General features: G+C 45.4%; 25 protein-coding genes. 10 read left to right on the top strand and 15 right to left on the bottom strand.

Annotated features, from left to right (window positions below):
- Positions 1–149 precede the first annotated feature (149 nt).
- Positions 150–341: a hypothetical protein gene (locus tag N4J56_RS30325; protein ID WP_317109972.1), complete on the top strand. Its 192-nt coding sequence runs from the start codon at positions 150–152 to the stop codon at positions 339–341.
- Positions 342–454: 113 nt separating this feature from the next.
- Here N4J56_RS30325 and N4J56_RS30320 read toward each other — a convergent pair whose 3' ends face one another.
- Positions 455–832 carry a YggT family protein gene (locus N4J56_RS30320; RefSeq protein WP_192155013.1) on the bottom strand — a complete coding sequence of 126 codons (378 nt, stop codon included), beginning with the start codon at positions 830–832 and terminating at the stop codon, positions 455–457.
- A gap of 242 nt (positions 833–1,074) precedes the next feature.
- Between N4J56_RS30320 and N4J56_RS30315 the strand changes: the two genes are divergently transcribed.
- Together N4J56_RS30315 and N4J56_RS30310 are read left to right on the top strand one after the other, a co-directional pair.
- Positions 1,075–1,566 (top strand): response regulator, encoded by a 492-nt coding sequence (locus N4J56_RS30315; protein WP_317109969.1) that lies wholly within the window; start codon positions 1,075–1,077, stop codon positions 1,564–1,566.
- Positions 1,523–2,899 carry a bifunctional diguanylate cyclase/phosphodiesterase gene (locus N4J56_RS30310; protein WP_317109968.1) on the top strand — a complete coding sequence of 459 codons (1,377 nt, stop codon included), beginning with the start codon at positions 1,523–1,525 and terminating at the stop codon, positions 2,897–2,899. The genes N4J56_RS30315 and N4J56_RS30310 overlap by 44 nt, the downstream gene beginning before the upstream one ends.
- Before the next feature lie 26 nt (positions 2,900–2,925).
- Here N4J56_RS30310 and N4J56_RS30305 read toward each other — a convergent pair whose 3' ends face one another.
- Entirely contained in the window at positions 2,926–4,254 is a 1,329-nt protein-coding gene (locus N4J56_RS30305) for a lipopolysaccharide biosynthesis protein (protein WP_317109966.1), read from the bottom strand.
- Positions 4,255–4,799: 545 nt separating this feature from the next.
- Between N4J56_RS30305 and N4J56_RS30300 the strand changes: the two genes are divergently transcribed.
- Together N4J56_RS30300 and N4J56_RS30295 are read left to right on the top strand one after the other, a co-directional pair.
- Complete coding sequence (locus N4J56_RS30300; protein ID WP_317109964.1) at positions 4,800–5,564, top strand: YebC/PmpR family DNA-binding transcriptional regulator; 765 nt, start codon at positions 4,800–4,802, stop codon at positions 5,562–5,564.
- Positions 5,565–5,965: 401 nt separating this feature from the next.
- Positions 5,966–6,811, top strand: a complete 846-nt coding sequence (locus N4J56_RS30295; RefSeq protein WP_317109963.1) for a phytanoyl-CoA dioxygenase — start codon at positions 5,966–5,968, stop codon at positions 6,809–6,811.
- On the opposite strand, the gene N4J56_RS30290 is transcribed toward N4J56_RS30295, so the two are convergent.
- Entirely contained in the window at positions 6,776–6,952 is a 177-nt protein-coding gene (locus N4J56_RS30290; protein ID WP_317109962.1) for a hypothetical protein, read from the bottom strand. The genes N4J56_RS30295 and N4J56_RS30290 overlap by 36 nt on opposite strands.
- Before the next feature lie 92 nt (positions 6,953–7,044).
- On the opposite strand from N4J56_RS30290, the gene N4J56_RS30285 reads away from it, so the two are divergent.
- The gene (locus tag N4J56_RS30285; RefSeq protein ID WP_317109960.1) at positions 7,045–8,313 is read left to right on the top strand and encodes an FAD-dependent hydroxylase; all 1,269 of its coding nucleotides are present in this window, start codon (positions 7,045–7,047) and stop codon (positions 8,311–8,313) included.
- 28 nt (positions 8,314–8,341) lie between these two features.
- Here the strand turns inward: N4J56_RS30285 and cynS are convergent, their stop codons facing one another.
- Positions 8,342–8,779: a cyanase gene (gene cynS, locus N4J56_RS30280; RefSeq protein ID WP_317109958.1), complete on the bottom strand. Its 438-nt coding sequence runs from the start codon at positions 8,777–8,779 to the stop codon at positions 8,342–8,344.
- 90 nt (positions 8,780–8,869) lie between these two features.
- Between cynS and N4J56_RS30275 the strand changes: the two genes are divergently transcribed.
- Both N4J56_RS30275 and N4J56_RS30270 read left to right on the top strand, forming a co-directional pair.
- Positions 8,870–9,058, top strand: coding sequence for a hypothetical protein (locus N4J56_RS30275; protein WP_317109957.1), 189 nt, complete (start codon positions 8,870–8,872; stop codon positions 9,056–9,058).
- A gap of 467 nt (positions 9,059–9,525) precedes the next feature.
- Positions 9,526–10,434 carry a phytanoyl-CoA dioxygenase family protein gene (locus N4J56_RS30270; protein WP_317109956.1) on the top strand — a complete coding sequence of 303 codons (909 nt, stop codon included), beginning with the start codon at positions 9,526–9,528 and terminating at the stop codon, positions 10,432–10,434.
- Between the two features lie 21 nt (positions 10,435–10,455).
- On the opposite strand, the gene N4J56_RS30265 is transcribed toward N4J56_RS30270, so the two are convergent.
- Positions 10,456–11,652, bottom strand: a complete 1,197-nt coding sequence (locus tag N4J56_RS30265; protein WP_317109955.1) for a hypothetical protein — start codon at positions 11,650–11,652, stop codon at positions 10,456–10,458.
- A gap of 260 nt (positions 11,653–11,912) precedes the next feature.
- Here N4J56_RS30265 and N4J56_RS30260 point away from each other — a divergent pair, with 260 nt between their 5' ends.
- Positions 11,913–13,502, top strand: a complete 1,590-nt coding sequence (locus tag N4J56_RS30260; protein ID WP_317109953.1) for a glycoside hydrolase family 57 protein — start codon at positions 11,913–11,915, stop codon at positions 13,500–13,502.
- A 58-nt stretch (positions 13,503–13,560) separates the two neighbouring features.
- Here N4J56_RS30260 and N4J56_RS30255 read toward each other — a convergent pair whose 3' ends face one another.
- From N4J56_RS30255 to N4J56_RS30205, 10 genes are all read right to left on the bottom strand, one after another.
- Positions 13,561–13,788 carry a photosystem II protein, Psb35-related gene (locus N4J56_RS30255; protein WP_317109951.1) on the bottom strand — a complete coding sequence of 76 codons (228 nt, stop codon included), beginning with the start codon at positions 13,786–13,788 and terminating at the stop codon, positions 13,561–13,563.
- A gap of 159 nt (positions 13,789–13,947) precedes the next feature.
- A complete protein-coding gene (locus N4J56_RS30250) occupies positions 13,948–14,715 on the bottom strand; it encodes a hypothetical protein (protein WP_317109950.1) in 768 nt (255 codons plus the stop codon).
- A gap of 446 nt (positions 14,716–15,161) precedes the next feature.
- On the bottom strand, positions 15,162–15,626 hold the full coding sequence (locus N4J56_RS30245) for an NADAR family protein (RefSeq protein WP_317109948.1): 465 nt from the start codon (positions 15,624–15,626) through the stop codon (positions 15,162–15,164).
- Between the two features lie 274 nt (positions 15,627–15,900).
- Complete coding sequence (locus N4J56_RS30240) at positions 15,901–16,821, bottom strand: LysR family transcriptional regulator (protein WP_039713213.1); 921 nt, start codon at positions 16,819–16,821, stop codon at positions 15,901–15,903.
- Between the two features lie 278 nt (positions 16,822–17,099).
- Positions 17,100–17,888, bottom strand: coding sequence for a carbon dioxide-concentrating mechanism protein (locus tag N4J56_RS41385; protein ID WP_410500387.1), 789 nt, complete (start codon positions 17,886–17,888; stop codon positions 17,100–17,102).
- Positions 17,889–18,068: 180 nt separating this feature from the next.
- Positions 18,069–18,701 carry a hypothetical protein gene (locus N4J56_RS30225; protein ID WP_317109946.1) on the bottom strand — a complete coding sequence of 211 codons (633 nt, stop codon included), beginning with the start codon at positions 18,699–18,701 and terminating at the stop codon, positions 18,069–18,071.
- Positions 18,702–18,889: 188 nt separating this feature from the next.
- A complete protein-coding gene (locus N4J56_RS30220; RefSeq protein WP_317109944.1) occupies positions 18,890–20,602 on the bottom strand; it encodes a ribulose bisphosphate carboxylase small subunit in 1,713 nt (570 codons plus the stop codon).
- A 55-nt stretch (positions 20,603–20,657) separates the two neighbouring features.
- The gene (locus tag N4J56_RS30215) at positions 20,658–20,972 is read right to left on the bottom strand and encodes a EutN/CcmL family microcompartment protein (RefSeq protein ID WP_015153090.1); all 315 of its coding nucleotides are present in this window, start codon (positions 20,970–20,972) and stop codon (positions 20,658–20,660) included.
- Positions 20,973–20,978: 6 nt separating this feature from the next.
- Positions 20,979–21,320 carry a carbon dioxide-concentrating mechanism protein CcmK gene (locus tag N4J56_RS30210; protein ID WP_015153091.1) on the bottom strand — a complete coding sequence of 114 codons (342 nt, stop codon included), beginning with the start codon at positions 21,318–21,320 and terminating at the stop codon, positions 20,979–20,981.
- Positions 21,321–21,394: 74 nt separating this feature from the next.
- Complete coding sequence (locus N4J56_RS30205; RefSeq protein ID WP_015153092.1) at positions 21,395–21,703, bottom strand: carbon dioxide-concentrating mechanism protein CcmK; 309 nt, start codon at positions 21,701–21,703, stop codon at positions 21,395–21,397.
- A 667-nt stretch (positions 21,704–22,370) separates the two neighbouring features.
- Between N4J56_RS30205 and N4J56_RS30200 the strand changes: the two genes are divergently transcribed.
- Positions 22,371–24,218, top strand: a complete 1,848-nt coding sequence (locus N4J56_RS30200) for an NAD(P)H-quinone oxidoreductase subunit F (RefSeq protein ID WP_317109942.1) — start codon at positions 22,371–22,373, stop codon at positions 24,216–24,218.
- The last annotated feature ends 40 nt before the right edge of the window (positions 24,219–24,258 follow it).

The following is a 24,258-nucleotide window of genomic DNA, read 5'->3' as shown; positions in this document are numbered from 1 at the left end:
CTTTCCCTTGAACGTCCGCAGCTATACGTCTCAGTCGCAATCTTAGCTCAAGCAGATAAAAAAATATTAATTAACGAGTTGTTCTTCTACTACTAATATATCAAAATTTGCTCTACATAAAGACGTAGCTTTACCAAAATAGAAAAATTATGGTATCTTCGTCAGCCACTTCAACTACTACCAAAGCTGTCCGAAAAGTTCCCTTACACGCGATTTCCGTCGTTTCCTTCGTGTTACAAATCTTTGCAGCAGTGGAGGTGACGGAATACTTATCTCTACGTAACGAACCCATGCTCTCATTACTGCTGCCGATCGCGCGCTCTATACTGCTAAAACAGTAGGACGCGATCGCTATTGCGTCTGTTTAGTCAGCAGGGAGCAGGGAACAGTTAATTTTGACTCCCGACTCCCGACTTCCACTCTCCCACTCCCACTCCCACTCCCGACTCCCGACTTATTCTGTCCTACTGCCAATCAACCAAACTAATCTTCCTACCAACCAACCAAGAATAGCGTAAGCTGCAATTGCCACAAGTGCATTAATTTCAAAAACCTGAGAATTGCCAAACTTGGGCGTACCGAATAGGTTGGCAACTGGAGCGTAAAAAGGCTCGGAGAGATTATAGATAAATTGAGCGAATGTATTATCTGGGTTCGCCCCAAACAGCCGCAAAATCATTCGTAACAACAGCAGCATCCCCAGCGCTCCGGCGAGGAAGTAAATAATTTGTACCAGTTTGCTGACAGTAGCATTACGGCTAGCCAGCGTCACTCGCCGTTCTGCTTCACGTAGCCGAATTTCTTCATGCCGCTGTCGGTCGTCATCCCTCATTTGCTCCTACCTGTACCTTGCGATCGCGATTTTCTCTGTAAGTTAATTTTAAAAAAATTATCCAAGTCTCAAGGGTGAAACAAATCCGTATTTTTCAAATCTTCATCGAATTCTTCATTGTACACATACCTAAATTACTCTTGCTTAAGTCACGATAAAAGCACGACTCTCAAAAATTTAGTTATTTTTTCTATCCTCAAAGTTAACCGCTAATAGCTAGCTAATCATAGCTATTTCCTGCAATGGTCGATATAAATCAGAGATCTGCTATCTTAATTGTTGACGACAGCCCGCTCAATGTTAAAGGTTTGTTTAAAATTTTGCAACATTCTGGGTTTATAGTTTCTGTTACAAACAGCGGTGAAAAAGCTTTATTGAAAATCAAAAATAGATTACCAGATTTAATTTTATTAGACGTAGTAATGGTAGGAATGAATGGCTTTGAAACTTGTCGTCATCTCAAAGCCAATCCAGCAACTCAAGATATTCCAGTTATTTTTATTAGTGCTTTAGATGAAGCAACCAATAAAGCCGAATGCTTCGCAGTTGGCGGAGTTGATTACATTACCAAACCCTTTGCAGCCGAGGAAGTGTTAGCGCGAGTCAGGCATCAATTGGCATTGCGTGCAGCCAAAATAGAAATCGAACGGCTTAACCAAGAACTAGAAGCAAGAGTTCGCCAGCGAACTCTTGCTTCTAGAGGCAGTCAACCGACAGTTGCAACAAGAAATTAGCGATCGCCATCAAGTACAAGAGCAGTTAGTCTACAGTGCTTTGCACGATGCCTTAACCCATCTCCCCAACCGTACTCTATTGATGGAACGCTTGGAAATGGCGTTACAACGGGTAAAACGATATCCAGACCATTTATTTGCCGTTTTATTTATCGACTTAGACCGCTTCAAAACGATCAACGACAGTTTAGGGCATCAGGTAGGCGATCGATTGCTATTGGCGATCGCCCATCAGCTACAACAACTCGTCCGCTCCACAGATACAGTTGCTCGCTTAGGCGGAGATGAGTTTATCATTCTCCTCGACCCAATTCAAGATATTAATGATGCGATTCGAGTCGCCGAGCGAATTCATACCCAATTGCGATCGCCCCTGCAACTCGCAAGCAGAGAAGTATTTATCGGTGCTAGTATCGGTATCGCTGCTAGTGCAACTCACTATCAGCAAGGCTCAGAGCTGCTGAGAGATGCAGATATAGCCATGTACCGTGCTAAGGAACAAGGTAAAGCGCGGTATGAAATTTTCGACCGAGCCATGTATGCTGAAGCAATCCACAAACTGCAAATCGAGAACGATCTGCGTCAAGCAGCAGTCGGACAAGAGTTTCACCTCAATTACCAGCCAATCGTCTCTTTAGATACAGGTAAAATTATCGGTTTTGAAGCGCTACTACGTTGGTTGCATCCTGAACAAGGTTTGATTTCTCCATCCCAGTTTATCCCAATTGCTGAAGAAACTGGATTAGTTGTTCCAATTGGTGAATGGGTGCTTTACACAGCTTGCAGCCAAATGAAACAATGGCAAACTCAATTTTCTCATCCACCCGCCAAAATCAGCGTTAACCTCTCGCTGAAACAATTGCGAGAACCCGATTTTCTGGAGAAGATAGATCGCATATTAACCGAAACGGAAATTGCAGGCGAGAGTCTCAACCTAGAACTGACCGAAAGTATGCTCATGGACAACGTGGAAGAACTGATCTTCGTTCTCGGACAACTGCGTGCGAGAAATATTCGCCTGAGTATTGACGACTTCGGTACGGGTTATTCTTCTCTCAGTTATTTACACCGTTTTCCGATTGATTATTTAAAAGTAGATCGAGCTTTTATCAGTGGAATTGGAGCTGGTGGCAAATCTCGTCAGATTGCAGCCACAATTATTTCCCTAGCTCACCAGTTAGGAATTAAAGCGATTGCTGAAGGCGTGGAAACTCCAACTCATTTACAACACTTACATGCATTAGATTGTGAAGAAGCACAGGGATATTTATTTTCTAAACCCCTAGATTTAGCAGCCGCAGAGTCTTTAATTTTGACCAATCCTCAGTGGTGAGTTAACAGTTGAGAGTTGCGATCGCTTCACGTCCGATGCAGCATTTTTTGTTTGAGTATGTAAAAATCCGATCGCTTTGCTAGCAAGCTTGGAGGTCGAACCTTTAACACGAGCGGATAGCAAGCCAAGACAAATACGAGTCGGACTATGGTTGAACAGAGTAAAGCCCAACCCGCGCCTTGCAATCCCAGCCGAGGCACGAGTAATAACAGGAAGGGAATGCTCAGCCCCAAGCCAATTGTTTGCAGTAGCGTCACCGTTCCAGGTCTTCCTAATGCCATAAATGCTTGTGCCAGTATCCAGACGCTACCGTCAATCACAGTCATCACTACCAGAACGCGAAATACAGGGACAGCTCCCATAAAATCAGCACCGTAAAGCAAGTTGAGCAGCATCGGTCCTACTATAAATAAAATCGCAGCTGCCATAGCAGTCAGAGCGGTGCTGATACGCACTGCCATCCCAGTTACAGCGACAACTTCTGCTATGGGACGAGCTGCTGTTTTAGGTAACAGTACTGTGACAATCGAATGCTGAAACAGATTCAGCATCCGGGATAAGCTCAGGGAAATCACATATTTTCCCATAGCTTCGGGTGCTAACAAATTGATCACTAGCGCTTGATCGACTTGTACTGATAGCGTACCGATTAGATCGATACCGTATGCCCTCAAACCATAACTCATCAGACGTTGGTAAGATTTTCTCAACCCGCTTAACCGGGGACGAAAGCGCTGCCATACGCAACGTGATAGCCAAAAAAATATCGGGAGACTGGGAAACGCATAAGCAATGACAGCAGTAAAAGGAGTGAGGTTGTCTGAAACTGCTAGTCCTGTCAAGATGACTAATGTTGTTAACGGTTGCAGATATTGTGCTTGATTGGCAGTTTTGAAATTGTAATCTGCTTCCAGTGCTGCGGTATAAATAGTTGTCAGCATGATTATGGGCGACAGCACCATAAACCATTGAGCATAGCGGATGACTTCTGGCGAATACTGAGTTAACCACTGCGGGATGAAAAGTATACCTGCGATCGCCGCAACTATACCTAATATCGTACCCAGGACGAGGGTAGCAGAAAAAATCTCTGATTCCTGCTCTGGGTTGCGTTTGAGATAATAGCGTAAAGCAATTGGCAGTCCCAAAGTCATAGTAAAAGCTAAAAATTGGGGCCATAGAGCGATCGCTGCTTGTTCGCCTCGCCCATCAGGTCCCAAAATACGTGCTGTAATCGCACCCGTACATGTATTCGCACCTAAAATCAGTATTTTCGTCAGCAGTGTTTGCAAGGTAGCAGCAGTCGCGCCACGTCCCGCTAGTACCCAACGAACACTAGCACCTACAGTTTTCATCCATTCAACTCCAGTCTCATCAAAGCTCGAATACTCGTTTTCTATTAATTCCTCTCAATATTGGGAATAAATAGGGAAAAAAGGTCTTATTTGTGTTACGTCAAAACTAATTCTCCATTCAAAGAAAAATAAATACTAATGGTTGTTGTTTGTCCATCGATGGCTACTTCAAGTATGTTTCCAAAGGTTCTTGCCTCGACAACGGCATTTGTTAACGCTAATGGAGTAAGGGAACATTGTAAATTTAACCATAGATAGATGCAAAGAAATGTAAATGAACAAAATATTTTCTTCACATTTTTCTAGTGCTGATTCTTGTCTGTCAGTTTATACCTCGTCCGATCCCTAAGATATTGCATTAGCAGCTATTACTGATAAAAGAATAGTCTTTATTGCTACTACATTTGCTGCATTATCTAGAGATATTACATACAATGTCTGCGTTTCTTTCGGGCAGTGAGTCATGAAGCAGGGAAAGAACGATCGAGAGTGATAATAGTCAAAAGTTTTCCAACTTCAGACAGAGAGTAAAGATAGAAGCAATTATGGCAGGACACAGTAAATGGGCAAATATTAAACGTCAAAAAGCAAGGGTTGATGCCGTTAAGGGAAAAACATTTACGCAATTGTCGCGGGCAATTATTGTGGCGGCGAGAAATGGCGTACCCGATCCGGCGGGAAATTTTCAGTTGCGAACGGCGATTGAGAAAGCCAAAGCAGCAGGTATTCCAAACGAAAATATCGAGCGAGCGATCGCTAAAGGCGCGGGTACGTATGAAGACTCTGCCAATTTAGAAGAAATCCGCTATGAAGGTTACGGTCCTGGTGGTGTAGCAATTTTAATTGAGGCTTTGACTGACAACCGCAACCGTACTGCTGCCGACCTGAGAGCTGCCTTTAGTAAAAATGGGGGAAATCTAGGTGAAACAGGCTGCGTTAGTTGGATGTTCGAGCGCAAAGGAGTCGCGCTGATCTCTGGCGAGGTAAATGAAGAGGAACTGTTAGAAGCATCTCTAGAAGGTGGGGCGCAATCCTATGAAATTATCGAGGATGAGCATGGGCGCTCGGCTGATGTGATGACAGAGATCGGCAATTTGGAAGCTTTAACTCAGACGCTGAAAGAAAAAAGTTTTGTTGTAGACGAAGTAGAACTGCGTTGGATTCCCAGTAATACAATAGAAATTACCGCTCCAGAACAGGCGCGAGCGCTTTTGAAGTTAATCGATGCTTTAGAATCTTTGGATGACGTGCAGAATGCTACCGCTAACTTTGAAATGAGCGATCGGTTAATTGCCATGAGCTTTGCTTAGTCTATAGCAGGGAGCGCACGAGCAGAGAGCTGAGCTTCTGAGCAGATGAACAAGTCACAGCACGAGCGCGACTTGCAGTCAAGAGACTTGTTATAAAGAAAATTAATCGGGACGCACGGCTGTGCGTCCCGATTAAGTATGTATTTCATTTAGCTAAAAGAGTCTATCAATCTTTCTGCGCTATACGGTAATGATTCATTAGTCAAGTGCCGCTTTGAGCGATTTTAGTTATAAGTAATAAATCGTAAAAGCCTTTTCCAGATAATAATATTGGCGATCGCTCTCTCAATAGAGACGAGATCTATTTGTATCTAAAATATTTTCGCTACTTTGACAGATCCAAAATTTATCGTATTATTTTATACGCGAATTCATTTATTTCCATTTTAATCGTACGCCTAATGCTCAAGGAGATTGGATATAAAGTCTGGCAATTAAAAACTGAATTCATTTACAGACTAGCGTTGAAAAGATATGCCAAGTCATTGCCCGCACTTTCTCTAGCCGATCGACAAATTGTCGATCGGTTGCAGCAAGAGGGAGTTTATGTGACTTCTTTAGAAAAGTTGGGATTTGCTTCCACTTCACAGCTGCTTGATGCTTGCAGCGAAGTTCTGTCTTGTACCGAACCCGAACGCGATCGGAGTGCGGCAAAATCTCCGCTTCAAATCTACACCCTATCAGAATTAACAGATTTCTCTTTATGGGGAAACGAACGGCGACTGCTTGACATCGTTCAAAACTATATCGGTCTACCAATTAAATTTCAAGGTATCCAGTTGCGACGAGAATTCAGTCACCCACAGCAGTTTGGCGCGATGCTGTGGCATAAGGATGGAGACGATCGCCGCAGTATCAAAGTCATCATATATTTGAGTGATGTTGACCGAGAGCATGGACCTTTTGAATACATTCCTAAATCCGTCACTGCCGCTGCTTGGCTAAGATTTCGGATTGATTATCAGATTTTCCGCACGGGTTTTTCCGGTCTGAAAAATGAAAAGATGGAGCAATTCGTCCCTAGATCTGCATGGAAGTCATGTGTTGGAGCTGCGGGTACAGTGATACTGATCGATACTCACAGCGTTTTTCATCATGGTAGCCTACGTACAGCAGAGCGCTCGGCTCTGTTTTTTGTTTATACGGCTCGAAACCCAAAACGTCCAGATCTTTGCCGTCGGTATAGCCATCACTCCCATCCCAGACCGAATTTATCGCACAACTCTCAAAACCTGAAACAGCAGTAAGCCTCGAAGTTTAACACTATCAAGCTTGCGTCCTCCGATCGCCGCTAACTGCTGACTTGGGGTACGGGCGGGTTTTGAACCAAGATTTATTGTCACTAGCGATGAATCTGTTGCTAAACCCGCCCCTACTACTCCTGGCATTCTGACTTCATCATGACTTGCTTACCCTGCGGATTCGCGGCAAAATGAAGATAAGTAAATATTCTTAATCAACTCGATATACTTTGTTAGACATGGCGTTCGAGCAACTTTCGCAGACAGTTTCACCCCCGCAAGCGATCGCACCCGATAACGGTTTTGACTACGACTTAGCGATCGTCGGTGGTGGAATTGTGGGCTTAACCCTTGCCTGTGCCTTAAAAAATTCGGGGTTGAGGGTGGCACTAATTGAAGCAAAGCCATACTCCGTAGCAGCGATGAAGGGGCAAGCATACGCCGTTCACATGTCCTCGCGACTAATTTTATCGGCAATCGGTGTCTGGGATAAAATTCTGCCTGGAATTGAAACGTTTCACCATGTCAAACTTTCCGATGCCGATCGCCCAAACGTGGTAGAGTTTCACCCAAAAGATTTGGGGACGGAGGTTATCGGTTACGTTGCCGAACACCAAGCTTTACTAACGCCTCTACAGGAATTTTTGCACGAATGCTCCAACGTTGAATATCTATGTCCGGTGGAGGTGGTGCGAACTGAGTTTCAATCGCATGGAGTCGAGCTGACACTCAACGTCTCAGGGAAGTCACAGCAGATCTGCACGCGCTTGTTAGTCGCAGCGGATGGGGCGCGATCGCGGATTCGCCAAAATGCGGGAATTAAAACCTGGGGCTGGCAGTACTGGCAATCTTGTATTGTCGCTTTTGTCAAGCCCGAAAAACCCCACAACAACACAGCTTATGAAAAATTCTGGTCGAGCGGACCCTTTGCCATTCTACCCCTGCCAGGAAATCGCTGTCGTATTGTTTGGACTGCTCCTCATGCCGAAGCAAAAGCTTTATTGGAATTGAATGACGCGCAGTTTCTCGCCGAACTCACCCGCAGGTATGGCACTCAGATGGGAGAACTGCAACTAGAAGGCGATCGCTTTATGTTTCCGGTGCAGTTGATGCAAAGCGAGCGCTATGTTTTGCCGCGTCTGGCGTTGATAGGTGATGCCGCTCACTGCTGTCATCCCGTAGGCGGACAAGGCTTGAATTTAGGAATTCGCGATGCTGCGGCTTTAGCTGAAGTACTACAAACTGCCGCTCGTCAAGGAGAAGATCTCGGCGGCTTGCAGGTACTCAAACGCTACGAACGCTGGCGCAAGCGAGAAAATTCAGTGGTTTTGGGTTTTACCGATTTATTAGATCGGACGTTCTCGAATAATTATTTACCCGTGGCGATCGCTCGTCAATTCGGCTTGTGGATTTTGCGGCGCGTACCTATTGTCAAGCGATCTGCCTTGCAATTAATGACTGGTTTAGGAGGGCGTTTGCCGCAAATAACAGCGATCGGCGATCGGTGACCAGTTATCAATTAGGTCACTGATTTTTTTACCACTTTTTATATGGTAAAAATTTTCCCGACATGATCACTTTGACGCGATCGCCTTTGGGATCTTCTTCTTTCTCTACATCTAAAGTAAAGTCAATTGCGCTCATAATTCCGTCACCAAACTTTTCGTGAATTACGCTTTTGAGGGGCATTCCATACACTTGCATAATTTCATAGAAGCGATATATGAGCGGATCTGTCGGTACGATTGGTCCTAAACCTTTGAGCGGGCATTCTGTTAGGTCTGGCGCTAATGTCGTCGGTAGTCCAATCGCCGATAAAATCTTTTCTGCCTCTGCCTGAGAAGCACTAGCTTGACGGTAAAAGACTGCGGCAATCCAAACTTCATCCCTACCGACTGCTTTTTCTAAATCGACAAAGGACATCCCTTTTTCTTGTTTTGCTGCTAAGAGTTTTTGCGTAATTTCAGGCAGCATTTTTTTACCTCTTCGTTGCTCGTTTTATGCAATTGTATCGATTGTTCTATTTGGTTTTTGTGATGAATTTTACTGAAAAATACAGAACTTGTGGCGCAAAAGACAAAGAGAAAAGAACGGATGTTTGATAATTTGGCTCTCTACTACAAAGCGATCGCCCCTCTAAATCTTCCTAAATTGATTTCTGAAGTCAGCTCGATCGCTATTCGATTTTCTAGCGATCGCACCGCTTCAATTATGGTTTTGCAACTCGATTGCGGTTTCTGTTGCATTGAATGATAATGAAAAGAACAGCTAAATTTTACACGAATCGGTTTCCGTAAATTGTCGGATAAACTCGCCGCTCGTCTTTACAATATCTTACGATTTGTGCCGTTAATTTCGATTTATTTAAAAAATCGTAAAGATATCGGTATAACCATTATTATTTTTCAGTAGTCTTTTATACTTAAATGTTAGTTGTTTAACATTCTTATTGTTCGTTTAACCCCGATTCTCAATGAGTAGGACGAAATGTCAGAGGCGGGATGTGTAGCTATAAATAAACGCCTGACTCCGAATCTCCATCAAGCTAATATTTCACAGCAACTCTCGGATGTCTGGGTTGGCACAATACAACATCATTTTCATTTTGTTGTGTTACGTCTTCTCTAAGCTACATCAGATCGCTCAGACTTAGTAGCAACGGGCAATCGCATCTCGCGCCATGCAGTTATCAGAAGATCGTAGGGAATTCACGAAAATAAATGATTTCACTAATTAATTCTCAAAAACTATGGCTGAAGTTACAACGGAGGTTTTTACAATACTCGGCAATTTCGCTCAAGCAGCCACAGTGGTTGCTGATGTTTGCATTTAGCCGCATTCAGATTATTCGTTTTTTGGTGTTGCACTTAACTAAAAAACCTATAAAAATTGGTTTTCTTAAAGAAAATTCTGTTTTTACAGATCTCGATCCAGATCGGGCGGTTAAAGCTTTAAAAAGCGATGGTTTACACTTGGGGATTACGATCCCACCGCATCTGCTCCAAGAGATTGTAGATTTTGCCAGAACAGCGACTTACTACGGAAATGGAGACTTACAATTTCCGTTCTCGCTGGCGAATCGAAGAGTGCAAGAAATGAAATCTGGTAAAAATTTTAGGATCGGCTATAACTTTAAGCCTGCATCTCAATGTATGGCAATTAGAAAGTTAGCAGAAGACCTGAAACTATGGGAGATTGCAGCAAAATATTTTGGCAGTCAGCCAATGCTTGCTTGCACCCAGCTGTGGTGGACTTTTGTGAACGATGCACCTGCTGAGGGACGCGCTCAAGGGTTTTATCAGTTTCACTACGATCTCGAAGACTACGCTTGTGTGAAATTCATGTTCTATCTCACAGATGTCGATTTGTTAGGTGGTCCACACGTCTGTGTGAAAGGTAGCCATAGAAACAAAAAGCTAAGTCACCAGTTCTCTCTCCTGAGAGAAAGAGATGACAGCGAAATCAAAGAATATTATGGGAATGAGAATATAGTGACTATTTGCGATCGCGCCGGGGTTGGTTTCGCCGAAGACCCCTCCTGCTTTCACAAAGGAATTCTGCCCCAAAGAAGCGATCGCCTGATTTTAGAGTTTAAATTTACTCTAAATAACTACGGCATAATTTTGTAACAATATGGCAGGCATTGCCATTTAATGAGTCTCAAGCTTCGATTCAATCTGCTCTAAGTTCAGGTTAAACTTAGTCGCGATCGCTTGAATTATCCGGTCTTCTTCAGGTGTTTTATGTCCGTCCAATCGAGCAATCCGGCAGCACTGAGCCAACAAGGGAATCGCAAAGTCACGGTTGAGCTGCTCTAAAAGCACTTCTAAAGGTTGAGGTGACTGAATGTTTCTAGAGATTGCCTCTAAGGACGAAGGACTGAGATTCAATTGCTTTAATTGTGGTTGGATCTCCGACCAAGTTTTTTCTGGGTTGCTGGCGAGAATCATGTGGACTAAAATTCGATCCATGACCGCTTCTTGAGCGATCGCCGTTTCCAGATACTTTTTGCTTTGCTGTTCGAGTTGAGCAATTCCTGTTTTGGAGTTGAGGGTTTCTGGCGACTTCAATTTGGCTTCATAGAAGCGACACGCGGCATATCCCAAGGAGTAAAGCATAGCAGCGTTAGAACTCGCCCCAATAAATGCTCCGGCGAAGGGAACGTTACGCAGGACTCCTAAACCAGCCAGCCGCAGCAATCGGCTGCCACCTAGTCCCAAACCAAAAATTGTTAATACCTCTCCTTTACGGCTAGGTTCTTTTAAACTGAGTCCGTAGGCAACAGCAATTTGATGCACCATTTCCGCTTGCAGTTGGGTGGTTGCAGCTAAATCGACTGCTAAAAGCGCCAGTGCTACCCCTGGTAAGAAACTAGTAGCAAGTCCTATACCTCCAGCACGGGTGGCTTTTTCCACCATAATTCGGTGAGCGATTTGTTCGGGGGACTCTTCGGGATGCTCTTGCTGTAGTTTTTTGACGGCTGCTTCTGCTTTGGCTAAATCTACGCTGTCTGTTGCCCCAATTAACCAATTGAGGTTGAGGAAGCGACTAATCCGTCGCACGAACCAGTTATTCCCTACCCACTCGATCGCTTCTCCAGCTTTTGTCGTCGCTGGAGAGAGCCAATCGTGGACTTGTTGTAGAGCGACTTCTGGCAGTTGGGCGATCGCTCCTACTGCTTGACCTAATGTCTCAGAAAAGGACGACAATCCACTAGCCGCTTTTTCTCTGGAAGCTGAGACTGGCTGCGCCTCCATTGCCTGATTGTTTTGAGAAGGCGTGACTTGCACTTTAACTTCTTCAACTGAGGCTGGCGATCGAGCTGGCTGTCGCGAATTATCGTCCATTGTTCACCACTGTTGAGACGAACTTTACCTGTTGTGGTTGTAACGAAAAAGCGATTGGCTTGCTATCCCCCCCAAGGTGTAAGATTCTATGGACTCTGCCAGGGGATCGATCCTTACCTAGAAATTTTAGATTTTCTTATCATCTCGCTCTTTTGCTACGCTTCCGATCCCGCTTTCGGCATAAAATTTGTTAAAACGGCTTGACTTTCCCTGGTTCCTTCATTGCGATACCCGTTCACTTAACATTTCTAAATCTCATTATGGCTATTGGCTATGTCGCTCTTGTCCTCCACGCTCACCTACCCTTCGTGCGCCACCCAGAAAGTGACTACGTTCTGGAGGAAGAATGGCTTTATGAAGCGATCGCGGAAACCTACGTCCCTTTACTGCTGGTATTTGAAGGATTAAAACGAGACGGAATCGACTTTAAGATTACGATGAGTATGACACCCCCTTTGGTGTCAATGCTGCGCGATCCTCTACTCCAAGAACGGTTTGACACTCATTTAGCTAAGCTGGAAGAGTTAGCGGAGCTAGAAGCAGAACGTAACGCTCACAACGGTCACATTCGCTACCTTGCCGAACATTACGCCAGTGAGTTCAATCAAATTCGCCAATACTGGCAGCGCTTCAACGGCGATTTAGTCACGGCATTTAAGCAGTTTCAAGACAGTAACAACCTAGAAATCATCACTTGTGGCGCTACTCACGGCTACTTACCGTTGATGAAGATGTATCCCCAGGCAGTCTGGGCGCAGATTCAAGTCGCTTGCGAACACTACGAGCAAACTTTCGGACGACCTCCTAAAGGTATTTGGTTGCCTGAATGTGCATACTATGAGGGTTTAGAGTGGATGTTAGCCGATGCTGGCTTGCGCTATTTCCTCACCGATGGGCATGGAATTCTTTACGCCCGCCCTCGTCCCCGTTTTGGTTCCTACGCACCCATATTTACCGAGACTGGAGTGGCTGCTTTCGGTCGCGACCACGAATCATCCCAGCAAGTTTGGTCTTCAGAAGTCGGTTATCCTGGCGCATCTGAATATCGCGAGTTTTACAAAGATTTAGGTTGGGAAGCTGAGTACGAGTACATCAAGCCCTATATCATGCCCAACGGACAGCGAAAAAATACAGGGATTAAATATCATAAAATCACTGGTCGCGGTCTGGGATTGAGCGATAAAGCACTTTATGACCCCTACTGGGCGCGGGAAAAAGCAGCAGAACACGCTGGCAACTTTATGTACAACCGCGAACAGCAGGCTCGACATTTACACGGCATTATGCATCGTCCGCCGATTATTGTCTCGCCCTACGATGCGGAGTTATTCGGGCATTGGTGGTATGAAGGTCCTTGGTTTATCGATTACCTATTCCGCAAGTCTTGGTACGACCAGCAGACTTATCAAATGACGCACTTAGCGGATTATTTACAGGAAAACCCGACTCAGCAAGTGTGTCGTCCTTCGCAATCGAGTTGGGGTTACAAGGGATTTCATGAATACTGGTTGAACGAGACAAATGCTTGGATTTATCCCCATCTCCACAAAGCCGCCGAACGAATGATCGAAATTGCCTACCGCGAACCCGTTGATGAGTTGGAATGGAAGGCATTAAACCAAGCGGCGCGGGAATTGTTGTTGGCGCAGTCTTCCGACTGGGCGTTTATCATGCGGACGGGAACGATGGTTCCTTATGCGGTAAGAAGGACGCGATCGCACTTGATGCGGTTTAATAAGCTCTACGAGGATATCAAAATCGGCAAAATCGATAGCGGCTGGTTGGAGAAGGTAGAACAAATGGATAATATCTTCCCCGAAATCAACTACCGCGTTTATCGTCCTTTGTAGGTTACAGGTAGAAGGTACAAATTTATAGGTAGGGGCGCACAGGTGTGCGCCCCTGCGTTTAACTAGGTAAATTGTTGCTGGTATATGCATCCATCCGGTATGCAGGAGTGCGATCGCTATAGTCTATATCAGCACCAGTGATAGATTTGGCTATCCTTTCAAAGGACTTGCTGCGCCAGTTGCGATCGTGGATTGGTTTTCTTTGTTCTCCCAAAAAGTACGCTTGGGTTCCGATGACAGAAGCAGCTACCCAACCAATTACTAATAGTGCAACTAAAATAGTCATCGCTGTTACCTCGTTTTAAGTTATGTAACTTTACGTAAACAAAAGTAACAACTTCTCGCAAAAAGTCTCAATACGTGTAAACCGAACATCAAGTAGGGAATTCCTCCCTATGACACAAGAGCGTACATCTCTACGTACTTCTTCCCAATTACCAACTCACTACGAAAACAAACTATATCTTTGCAGTTGAGTTTCAATTGTTTTGGGCAAAATTTTATTTAATTCTTTACCGTCTTTAAATTGCAGAGTTTGTAAAGAGGGTAAATCGAATGGTAATTGCCCTTCTAAATCTCGCTGCATGTGTGCGAGTAAAATTTGCTCGGAACGTTTTGTTTGAATCGCATAGCCAATTTCTACGCAAACATTAGGACTGGGAATTAATTGATTATTATCCTCTTTAGAAATACTTACAATTGGTGTAATATCGGCAATAAATAGTAAGCTCTTGCGAATGTTAAGTAACATTTGACGATTGAGTCGGAGCGGATTCTCGTTGGAACGGTACGATTCTACTAAAGTTATGGGAAGGCGCGATCGCTTATTTAATGTTTCTAAGGCTTGTTGCAATCCTTCCCGCAAAACTTCGCTAGCTGCGCTATATTCTGTTTGGTAAGACAAAAAGATTGTCGGGTCTTGCAGAGCCGATACCGCTTGCTTGGTAAAATAAATTTCATGGCTGATTAAGTCAATATTAGAAATAATGTAACCGCCACTACCTTCAATATAAAACTCGACAGCTTCCCCTTCTAAATAACGTTGAAACCATGCTGATTTTTTGACTTCTTCGCTATCATTTAAAAAATCAGCTCTCAATCCCGATTTCAACAGGCTATTCTTGCTTAGTCGCAAGTCGTGAGGACGTTTTTCTAGTTCTTTGACTGGCTCGTATTTTTCTAGAAACCAAGCTTTGAGTGCAATAATTGCCATTCTCGATTCAACCGCAAAACAACAACACCCAAGCTAGCACTAGCTGAGGAATTTCCTCTCTCTTTCAAGCTTAGGTAGGGATATTCTGGACTTTACTTTACTATTATTAGTATAGCAAGAGCGAATATATTGCCCCCTATTTGCTAGTATTTGAGGAAATATCAACCTGTGAGTTGGGTGTTGGTGTTACTTGACGAGACAGATTAGAAATAAGCAGTTCTTTTTACCTCTTAACTCAATAGGACTTGGCTTTTGAATTTGCCAATGGAAGCTTTTTTGCTTCAATTACTAACTTATCACTGCTAGTTCTAAACGCAATATATTAGAAAATAATCTTTACCTTTTTAGAGAAAGTTAAGTTTTGAAAAGCTAATTTGGTAATAGGTAATGGATAATTGGTAGTTGCGTGGTGGCGTGGTGCGTGAGAAGAGGTTACTGATAACTGGTCACTGGTCACTGACTAAAGCTAGTTCCCGAATTTCTTGGCGCACGCTCATCAAGATCTTACCGAGGTAGTTCTGACCAGTGCGATCGCAACCGCAGCCCCAATAGTAATCAGTCGGCGAGTTTTCTACCAGTAATTCGTCTCCAGTTGCAATCAAAATCGATTGAATATCGGGATAGGTCAGAAACTTCTGGCGCACGGCGACGTGCATGATCTGGGTTTTGACTGTTTCCCAGTCGCAGCGAACTTGAAGGGTGCGATCGCGTCCTAGTGCGGCAGCTTGTTCTGGGGTTGCTGCTGCATGAATGATAGGAATAATGGCTTCATTAGCACTACCGACAAACTTTTGTGCTTGATAATAATGCTCTACTGTTGACCAGTAAGTACCCTGGATGTCGATCGCATGGGGTGAAAAGTTAGAGAAACACCCGTAGGGTTCGCATACCTTGTAAAAGTAGATTGCCATTCGTAAAAATCGTTTTTATTTTTAAATACTTTCTTTAATCGATTATTACAGTTTCTTAGCAAACACCAAATATATTAAACCGATTTTGGAGGGCGGATATAGCGTTCCCATTGAAATGCAATACATTTATAGGGGCGCAATGATTGTAGTAGGGGCGCACAGAGAAAGCGCCCCTACCGATCTGTAATCAAAAACTGCTTTGAGATCGGCGTGATGGACAACAATACCAATAAAAAGGAAATTAGAGATGCGATCGCATCTCTACAGAGTCCCATTACACAGACCCATTTGTTTGTTCTACAATTTGCTTTGCTGCATTTAACAAATACTCATAATAAGTGCGAGCGACGACGGACATTTGCTTGCCAGCAGGATAGACCATGTACCAGTTGCGCTCGATGGGGAAATATTCCACATCTAGCACGGTTAACTCTGGATTAGCGGATTCTGGGATAATGGTATGGCGCGAAAGGACGGAAAGACCCAAACCCCCTGCGATCGCCTGCTTGATTGCCTCATTACTACCTAATTCGAGCTTGACTTTCAGTTTAATCCCCTGCTCGTCAAACAGCTTCTGTACTGCCGTGCGCGTCCCCGAACCTGGTTCGCGCAGAATAAACGGTTCTTCACTGAGCTGTTGCAGGGAAATATTTTTTTCTCCTGCTAGCGGATGATGAGCTGGCGCAAGCACGACTAAGGGGTTTTCTAAAAACGGCTGGAAACCGATATCGAGATGTTCTGGTAGCTGACTCATGATATACAAGTCGTCCAGATTCTCTTTGAGGCGATCGACAATCCCGGAATGATTCGTTACCTGTAAGGCGATATCAATCCCTGGGTAAAGCTGGCAAAATGGTCCCAACAGGCGCGGTACGAAGTATTTGGCAGTGGTAATGACCGCAAGTCGCAACCTCCCCTGCTTCAAACCTTTCAAATCTGCTACCGTCATCTCAAATTGAGCGAGTTTCTCAAAAATTTCCCGACAGGTAGCAAATAATTCTCGTCCTGCCTCCGTGAGGTAGAGGCGCTTACCCACTTGCTCGAATAGAGGTAGACCGACTGCCTTGGTTAGCTGCTTCACCTGCATGGAAACAGTCGGTTGGGTTAAAAACAACTCTTCTGCGGCACGGGTAAAGCTACCATTGCGCGCCGCAGCTTCAAACACCTTTAATTGGTGAAGCGTTGCTTGCTTCACTGCTATTCTCCTAGCAGATTGAATTATAGATATGTACCTATAATACCTATTAAAAACAATGGCTTTTATTTATAGTGAATATGAGTTACCATTCTTTACAACTGAAAGAGCGTAAGATGACTTCCAAGCAGCGTTGCACGTCGCTATGGGGTGTAGGGAATTGATTTACTCTTCTCCTGTGAATGGTCTAGCCCACCAGCCGCAGAATTCCACCGACATTTCATCAGCGCGTGCGATGCTTTTCCTTAGTTCTTACGAGTAGCAGTCAATAGCAGCAATTACAGATCGCGAGGGATGATTTCTTCTTCTTTAAGTGGCACGGGCAAATTAGCTAAATCTGGTAATTGTACGAGTTCTTTTTCCTTTTCCTTCTCTTTGATGGCGAGTGGTAGTTGTAGAGGTTGCTGTTGCTCGATCCAGCAACTTGCCAATGGTAAGGTCTGTTCTAAATCGTCCAAGGGTCTAGGAATCACCATCACGGCGTTGAGTTCACCAATCCGTTCTGCCTCGTACATGCCTGCTTCTACAGCGACAGCAACATTAGAGACACTACCGCGAATGATGACGGTACACAACCCAGCCCCAATGCGTTCGTAAGAGGCAAGTTGCACGTCGGCAGCTTTGAGCATAGCATCGGCTGCACCTACCATTGCAGGAAATCCCCGTGTTTCTAGAAGTCCGACAGCTTGATGGCTGAGGCGGCTGTATCCTCTTGCTGTCAATTGTTGCAGGCGCAGACCAATTGGTAATACAGCTTCTAGATTCGGCAAGGGACGGGGTATGACTAATGAGGAAACCAATTCACCAAAGCTTTCAGCCGTTGCCGCACCTTCTCTAACGGCGAGGCGAACATCAGCAGTACGACCGCGGACGATCGCCGTACAGTGACCGCCGCCAATTTTCTCGTATCCTACTAGGGTGACTTCAGCAGTCTTGAGCATCATGTCTGCCGTCCCGACAATCGCGGGAAAGCTGCGGGTAGATACCAAGCCTAAAGCCATTTCCTGAAAGTTTTGTACCTGATGTTCTTGCCCAGAAGTGGCGAACCCTTGATTCTGTGTCTGCATGGTAGATCTAACCGATTTTAGATTCTAGATTTTAGATTTTAAATGAGGATTTGTCGGTGCGTACCGCGACAACGCAAGTCAGAATAATTCTAAAATCGTCAGTCTGGGCATTTTCTTGCTTCATCCTATGTACAGATAAAGTTAATCCCATCCAATTTCCAAATCTAAAATTGCCTTGACTTAGGTTCCTTGAGATGGAGGAGTATCTGGTGAGGGCTGGTTCAATGATTGACTATGGGGAAACAACGTTGCCATCAACCGCGTGATGGAAGCTTTGCCATAAACAATGCGATCGCCACTCGGTTGAGTTGGTTCTAGTTGACTTTGTGCCGATCCAGCCATCTGACCGTTAGACTCGGGTGTTGCTCCAAGTGTTGCCGATGTTGGTGGCGATGGCTGAGTTGCATCAGTTGGCGGTGTCGGTGCTTCTTCAACCTCAACGGTAGAATCTACCGTTAGGTGGCGGCTAGTGTCTCCCAACAACGAACCTGGAGGAATCACTTGTTTGGGAGCGACAGAACAATTAAAAACCGTCGTTGCCGCACCGACGCAAGCATTTGCTCCGATTGTAGCTTTTCCCACTACTAAAACCCCAGCTCCGAGATTAACTCCCGTCTCGATCTCTACATTTCCGTCATGGGCGTGCAGCACGACTCCCATGCCGATACATACTCCCGCTGCAATAATAATTTTACTGTTTGGGTCGGCATGGAAAACTACCCCAGGAGCGATCGCTGCCGTGCGATCGATTATCACCTCGCCACTGATATGCGAATTAAAGTTACCAATTGGGTGTAGTGGCGATAAAGACATTTAAATTGAAACCTTTGAACAGGAGACAGAAGATAGGAGACAGGAGGGAGCCAGAAGGTAATTTTAACTTTTGACTTTTGACTTTTGACTTACTCCTACTCTTGATTCCTGTACGGGCGGGTTTAGCAAATATGTTTTGCAAATTAGCAAAGAATTCAGACAAAACCCGCCCCTACGATTCCCTGGTACTAGGGACGTTGGATAATTGTTTCCAGCACCCGTCGTTTTTGTTTGGAGTCAATCCCGACCAACCGGACGTATTCACCAGGGTGGTTAGCTAGGCAAGTTTCCAGCGCGTTTACTACCTCTGACTCATTTCTGGTAGTAATCGGACTACAACTCTGCCAAGAACCAGTGCGGAAACGGCGTTGGTCTACGTGTTCCGAGCCAATTGTATGCCCAGATGCCAATAGGTGGCGTACTTGGTCTACAACATCGCCCCCCAGCTTAGAACTCGTTACCCTACCTGAATTGGAACTACTGCCATTACCATATGAAGGAGTAGAGGCGTAGTTAGAATGACCTGCTGAATGACCTGCTGAATGACCTGCTGACTGAGAAACCACTGATCCGTCGGGACGCTGAATAATGGTTTCTAGTACCCGCTGTCTGCGTCTGGGGTCAACGCCGATCAAGCGCACGTACTCCCCTGAAAACTCAGCGAGACTGGCTTCCACGGCTGAAATGACCTGAGATAACTGGTTAGAGTTAATCGTGCCGCAGCTAGCCCAAGAACCGGTGCGGAAGCGACGGCGATCGACATGTTCCGTCCCAACTTGATAGCCTTGTGCTAGCAAACCGCGAATTTGCTCGACGGTCTCGGAATCCAGTTGATAACTGCCTGTCGAGCCACCGCCATAGCTGCCACTGCTAGCCGCACTACTGCGGTAGCTGCTGCTAGCTGGTGGTACGCTAACTCTCGCCGCGCCGTTACTTTGGATTAAGGCTTGTCCGTTAGGTCTTTGAATAATTGTTTCTAATACTCGCTGCCTGCGTTTGGGGTCAATCCCAAACAAGCGGACGTATTCGCCTTCATGTTCTGCCAAACAAGATTCTAAAGCCGCGATCGCCTCTGACTCCGAGCGAGGTTCGAGTGGCGTGCAACTCTTCCACGTTCCAGTGCGGAAACGGCGCTGGTCTACGTGTTCTGTGCCAATCTTGTATCCTTGCGACAATAGGTGTCGCACTTGCTCCACTGCTTCTGTATTCAATCTTCTACCCATGATTCCACTAGCACTCCCATTAACGCCTTTATCCCCATCCGCTTGAGGTTGTGACAGCTCGTCGCGAATGGGGGTGATGCAAGCCTTATCGTCAGCACAAAGATAACCCGATCGCAGCGCGTTATTGACCCCAATGACGTGATGCGCAAACTCTCGGTCTACTTGTTGCACGTCGGGTAAGCGATCGGCTTGCTGTTGGTTGGTAATTGTCGCTCCCGAAGGTACGTACTTCCCAGCCGGAATCTCTACATCTTGGATCAGAACGTGCATCATGACAATGCACCCATTACCAACCCTGGCGTTGAATACGGTGGAACGAAAGCCGATGAAGCAATCGTCTCCCACGTATGCCGGTCCGTGGATCAACGCCATGTGAGTAATGGAAGTATTTTTCCCGATCCATACCGAATATTGTTTGCCATCGTCCCCGATCACGCGACCTTGTTCCAGTCCGTGAATCACTACCCCATCCTGCACGTTCGTGCCTGCACCGATATGAAAAGGAGTGCCTTCATCGGCGCGAATTGAAGTTCCTGGCGCGATTAGGACGTTAGAACTGATATGGACGTTCCCAATCACGTTGGAGAAGGAATGTACGTATGCAGTTTCGTCAATCTGTGGCTCTGCCAAATTTTTCGACCAGGGGGTAGGCGGGGCAGCATAGCTGCGGGCTACCATACGTTAAAATCCTCTGAAATATCCTGTTGCCATGAATTGACTTTGCCGCGATCGCCTAAGGAAAGCTCGATCGATCTTGCTCTCTTTTGCTGTACAGGTTGCGATTGTCTACGCTGACAGTATCGATAATTCCTACTACCAATGCATCTAGGGGACGCGATTGATTGCCGTCGATCTGACGGGCAGCACTGCCGCGACTAACTAAAACCCACTCATCCACACCAGCACCTATCCAATCGGCTGCTACCTCATATTTAGGTAGCAGGCGACCGTCAGCATCGATAAATTGCAACAACAGTAGCTTGGCTCCTCGCAAACTTGGTTCTTTGTGGGTACTGACAACCGTACCCCGAACTTGAGCGATTTGCATTCAGGGTTACGGTCTGTTGTAAGGACGGATGCCGCTGACGCTCTCGCGGAACTGTTCTACAGCTTCTGTATAACGAATCGGCAGCACGTATTCTAGGTTTTCGTGAGGACGAGCGATGATGTGGGTAGACAAGACCTGTCCGCCATTCACGCGCTTGACGGAATCTATACCAGCGGATACTGAAGCTTGCACTTCCGAAACGTCGCCTCGTACGATCACCGTGACTCGACCGCTACCAATCTTTTCATAGCCCACCAGAGTGACGCGAGCTGCTTTTACCATCGCGTCAGCTGCTTCCACAACTGCGGGGAAGCCCAACGTTTCAATCATTCCTACTGCGATTGCCATTTTGTTTTACTCCGTAACTGAAAGTAGCGTAAGGTTATCAAACTGAAAAACTGAAAGCTGAGGATTTATCGCGGCTAAGTGCGGAACTGTTCTACAGCCTCGGTATAGCGAATTGGCAGTACGTATTCGAGGTTTTCGTGGGGACGGGCAATGATGTGGGTGGAGAGAACTTCACCACCATTGACTCGTTTAGCTGCTTCAATACCAGCGGAAACCGAAGCTTGTACTTCTGAAACGTCGCCCCGCACGATCACCGTGACGCGAGCGCTACCAATTTTCTCGTAACCCACTAGAGTGACACGGGCAGCTTTTACCATCGCATCTGCTGCTTCCACAACTGCGGGAAAGCCCTTAGTCTCAATCATTCCAACCGCGATCGGCATTTTTACTCTTCTCCTTGATGGCGCGTAAGTAAACCTAGTGGATTTAGTTTGACAGTAAATTTTTGACGAGAATACCCATTCTTAATTAGAAAAAAGTCTTCCTGAAATAAGCATAGGGAAGCTTTGCTCCCCTGACAATATAAATCATTATGATAATTTTGAATGAGAATGTTTAAAAAAACTTAACGGTGTATTTTTCGCTCGATCTGACATCTGAACCGCCCCTGTTTATCGCTATTCTACTTTTGTTTTATAATTTTTTAATTACATTTAGATAAAGCAAACTTATAACTCAGCAACTTCATCCTCTAGAGCGATTGCCGAAGGTCGTGTCTGATGGTTCTAGGAGTTTTTACTGACCAATAGCCACTGACCGACGAAATCTCGCCTACTTGGGTGCTATAATTGCCTACACTCAAGCTAAATCAGTTTTGTACGATTAATACAAAGAGTGAAATTTGGCAAGAGTAGAAATCAGTTGAGAAAATACTTACCCGGCTACATTTTGTCAGGAAAAACTATTAATAACAAAAACATTCAGAGAACAAAAATAGTCACAACCAGATTGACAAACAGAAATTAAAAAAATTCAAACATCTCTACTGAGAAAACTAGAATTGCTACCAAATAATTTTTTTTTAGTTGCAAATAAGTAGGAAAATTGCAAATGACGCAGTTTTTATTCATAAATAGTTGGTGGGTTCCCTTCTATGGCTTGATTGGTGCAGTCCTCACCTTACCTTGGGCAATGGGAATAGTGCGTCGCACTGGACCTAGACCTGCCGCTTACCTGAATTTATTAATGACTGTGGTAGCTTTTATCCACAGCGTTATCCTCTTCAGGGATATGTGGAATCAAGAGCCACAGAGCTTTCTCTTTACCTGGTTCAAAGCTGCGGACTTAGATTTATCTTTTGCGTTGGACGTGTCGCCAGTCACCCTTGGTGCAGCAGTTCTCATTACTGGTTTGAGCCTGTTGGCACAAGTTTACGCCTTGGGTTACATGGAAAAAGACTATGCCATAGCGCGGTTTTTTGCCTTGATGGGATTTTTTGAGGCAGCGCTATCTGGCTTAGCTTTAAGCGATTCCTTGATCCTTAGCTATGCATTGTTGGAGATGCTGACGCTTTCCACATATTTACTGGTAGGCTTTTGGTACGCTCAGCCATTGGTAGTGACAGCTGCGAGAGATGCCTTTCTGACGAAACGGGTAGGGGACATACTTTTGTTGATGGGAGTTGTGACACTTGCTTCCTTCGCTGGTAGTCTTAACTTCTCCGACTTGAATGAATGGGCGCAGACAGCTCAACTATCACCTTTAACATCAACGCTACTAGGAATAGCTTTAATTGCCGCACCAGCCGGGAAGTGCGCTCAATTTCCTTTGCATTTGTGGTTAGACGAGGCGATGGAAGGTCCAAACCCCGCTTCCGTGCTGCGAAACTCGATGGTGGTATCGGGTGGGGCATATTTGTTGTTTAAATTGCAGCCCGTATTAGCGCTGTCGCCTGTAGCATCAGAAGCCTTAGTCATTCTCGGCACGGTGACGGCAATAGGAGCATCGTTAGTTTCGATCGCCCAAATTGATATTAAACGGGCGCTGTCCCATTCCACTAGCGCCTACATGGGACTGGTATTTTTATCGGTAGGTTTGCAACAGGGTGGCGTAGCACTGATGTTGCTATTTACCCACGCGATCGCCAAGGCATTACTATTTATGAGTGCAGGCTCGATCATTGCCACCACGCACACCCAAGATTTAACGGAAATGGGAGGTTTGTGGTCGCGGATGCCTGCGACGACAACGGCTTTTGTCGTCGGTGCAGCCGGACTGGTGACGCTCATTCCCTTGGGTAGCTTCTGGGCAATGGTGCAGTGGGCAAACGGCTTTTGGATAGTTAGCCCTTGGGTTGTCGGCGTGTTGCTCGTAGTGAATGGTTTAACGACACTCAATCTCACTCGCGTCTTCCGACTCGTTTTCTGGGGCGATCCGCAGCCAAAAACTCGCCGCGCTCCAGAGGTCATGTGGCACATGGCTTTACCTATGGTGTCGCTGACAATAGTAACTCTGCTAGTTCCGTTGATGTTACAGCAGTGGGGATTATTACCGAGTTGGGAAAACATCAACTGGCAAGCAGTCACTCTCTTAATGGCATCAAGTGGATTAGGACTAGCAATCGGCTCGACAATATACCTACATAAAGCTTGGTCGCGACCCGTGCAATTGCAATGGCGATTTTTGCAAGACTTGTTGGGCTACGATTTCTATGTAGATGAGGTTTACAAAGTTACAGTAGTTTTGGCAGTGAATTCGATCTCCAAGATTTCCGCTTGGATCGATCGCTACGTCTTAGATGGCTTAGTAAATCTAGTTGGCATTGTCACCATCTTTAGCGGTCAGAGCTTGAAGTACACTATCTCCGGTCAATCGCAAGCTTATATGCTAACCATCCTCCTCGGAGTCGGTCTGCTCGGCTTAATTATCAGCTGGTCTTTAGGATACATTTTTCAGTGATAAGGGACTAGAGAGCAGGGAGCAGAGAGCAGTGGTTAAA

The organism is Chroococcidiopsis sp. SAG 2025 (assembly GCF_032860985.1).
Taxonomy (GTDB): domain Bacteria; phylum Cyanobacteriota; class Cyanobacteriia; order Cyanobacteriales; family Chroococcidiopsidaceae; genus Chroococcidiopsis.
The sequence above is the reverse complement of the archived record's forward strand: the minus strand, read 5'-3'. Positions and strand labels throughout refer to the sequence as shown.

Bases quoted from the DNA above. Each gene is read 5' to 3' on its own strand.
- N4J56_RS30215 (WP_015153090.1), bottom strand. From the start codon at position 20,972: ATGCAAATCGCTCAAGTTCGGGGTACGGTTGTCAGTACCCACAAAGAA.
- N4J56_RS30220 (WP_317109944.1), bottom strand. From the start codon at position 20,602: ATGGTAGCCCGCAGCTATGCTGCCCCGCCTACCCCCTGGTCGAAAAAT.
- N4J56_RS30325 (WP_317109972.1), top strand. From the start codon at position 150: ATGGTATCTTCGTCAGCCACTTCAACTACTACCAAAGCTGTCCGAAAA.
- N4J56_RS30210 (WP_015153091.1), bottom strand. From the start codon at position 21,320: ATGGCAATCGCAGTAGGAATGATTGAAACGTTGGGCTTCCCCGCAGTT.
- N4J56_RS30255 (WP_317109951.1), bottom strand. From the start codon at position 13,788: ATGACTATTTTAGTTGCACTATTAGTAATTGGTTGGGTAGCTGCTTCT.
- N4J56_RS30300 (WP_317109964.1), top strand. From the start codon at position 4,800: ATGGCAGGACACAGTAAATGGGCAAATATTAAACGTCAAAAAGCAAGG.
- N4J56_RS30265 (WP_317109955.1), bottom strand. From the start codon at position 11,652: ATGGACGATAATTCGCGACAGCCAGCTCGATCGCCAGCCTCAGTTGAA.
- N4J56_RS30200 (WP_317109942.1), top strand. From the start codon at position 22,371: ATGACGCAGTTTTTATTCATAAATAGTTGGTGGGTTCCCTTCTATGGC.
- N4J56_RS30270 (WP_317109956.1), top strand. From the start codon at position 9,526: ATGATTTCACTAATTAATTCTCAAAAACTATGGCTGAAGTTACAACGG.
- N4J56_RS30315 (WP_317109969.1), top strand. From the start codon at position 1,075: ATGGTCGATATAAATCAGAGATCTGCTATCTTAATTGTTGACGACAGC.
- cynS (WP_317109958.1), bottom strand. From the start codon at position 8,779: ATGCTGCCTGAAATTACGCAAAAACTCTTAGCAGCAAAACAAGAAAAA.
- N4J56_RS30250 (WP_317109950.1), bottom strand. From the start codon at position 14,715: ATGGCAATTATTGCACTCAAAGCTTGGTTTCTAGAAAAATACGAGCCA.
- N4J56_RS30260 (WP_317109953.1), top strand. From the start codon at position 11,913: ATGGCTATTGGCTATGTCGCTCTTGTCCTCCACGCTCACCTACCCTTC.
- N4J56_RS41385 (WP_410500387.1), bottom strand. From the start codon at position 17,888: ATGCAGACACAGAATCAAGGGTTCGCCACTTCTGGGCAAGAACATCAG.
- N4J56_RS30205 (WP_015153092.1), bottom strand. From the start codon at position 21,703: ATGCCGATCGCGGTTGGAATGATTGAGACTAAGGGCTTTCCCGCAGTT.
- N4J56_RS30305 (WP_317109966.1), bottom strand. From the start codon at position 4,254: ATGAAAACTGTAGGTGCTAGTGTTCGTTGGGTACTAGCGGGACGTGGC.
- N4J56_RS30245 (WP_317109948.1), bottom strand. From the start codon at position 15,626: ATGGCAATCTACTTTTACAAGGTATGCGAACCCTACGGGTGTTTCTCT.
- N4J56_RS30225 (WP_317109946.1), bottom strand. From the start codon at position 18,701: ATGTCTTTATCGCCACTACACCCAATTGGTAACTTTAATTCGCATATC.
- N4J56_RS30320 (WP_192155013.1), bottom strand. From the start codon at position 832: ATGAGGGATGACGACCGACAGCGGCATGAAGAAATTCGGCTACGTGAA.
- N4J56_RS30290 (WP_317109962.1), bottom strand. From the start codon at position 6,952: ATGCCAGGAGTAGTAGGGGCGGGTTTAGCAACAGATTCATCGCTAGTG.
- N4J56_RS30285 (WP_317109960.1), top strand. From the start codon at position 7,045: ATGGCGTTCGAGCAACTTTCGCAGACAGTTTCACCCCCGCAAGCGATC.
- N4J56_RS30295 (WP_317109963.1), top strand. From the start codon at position 5,966: ATGCTCAAGGAGATTGGATATAAAGTCTGGCAATTAAAAACTGAATTC.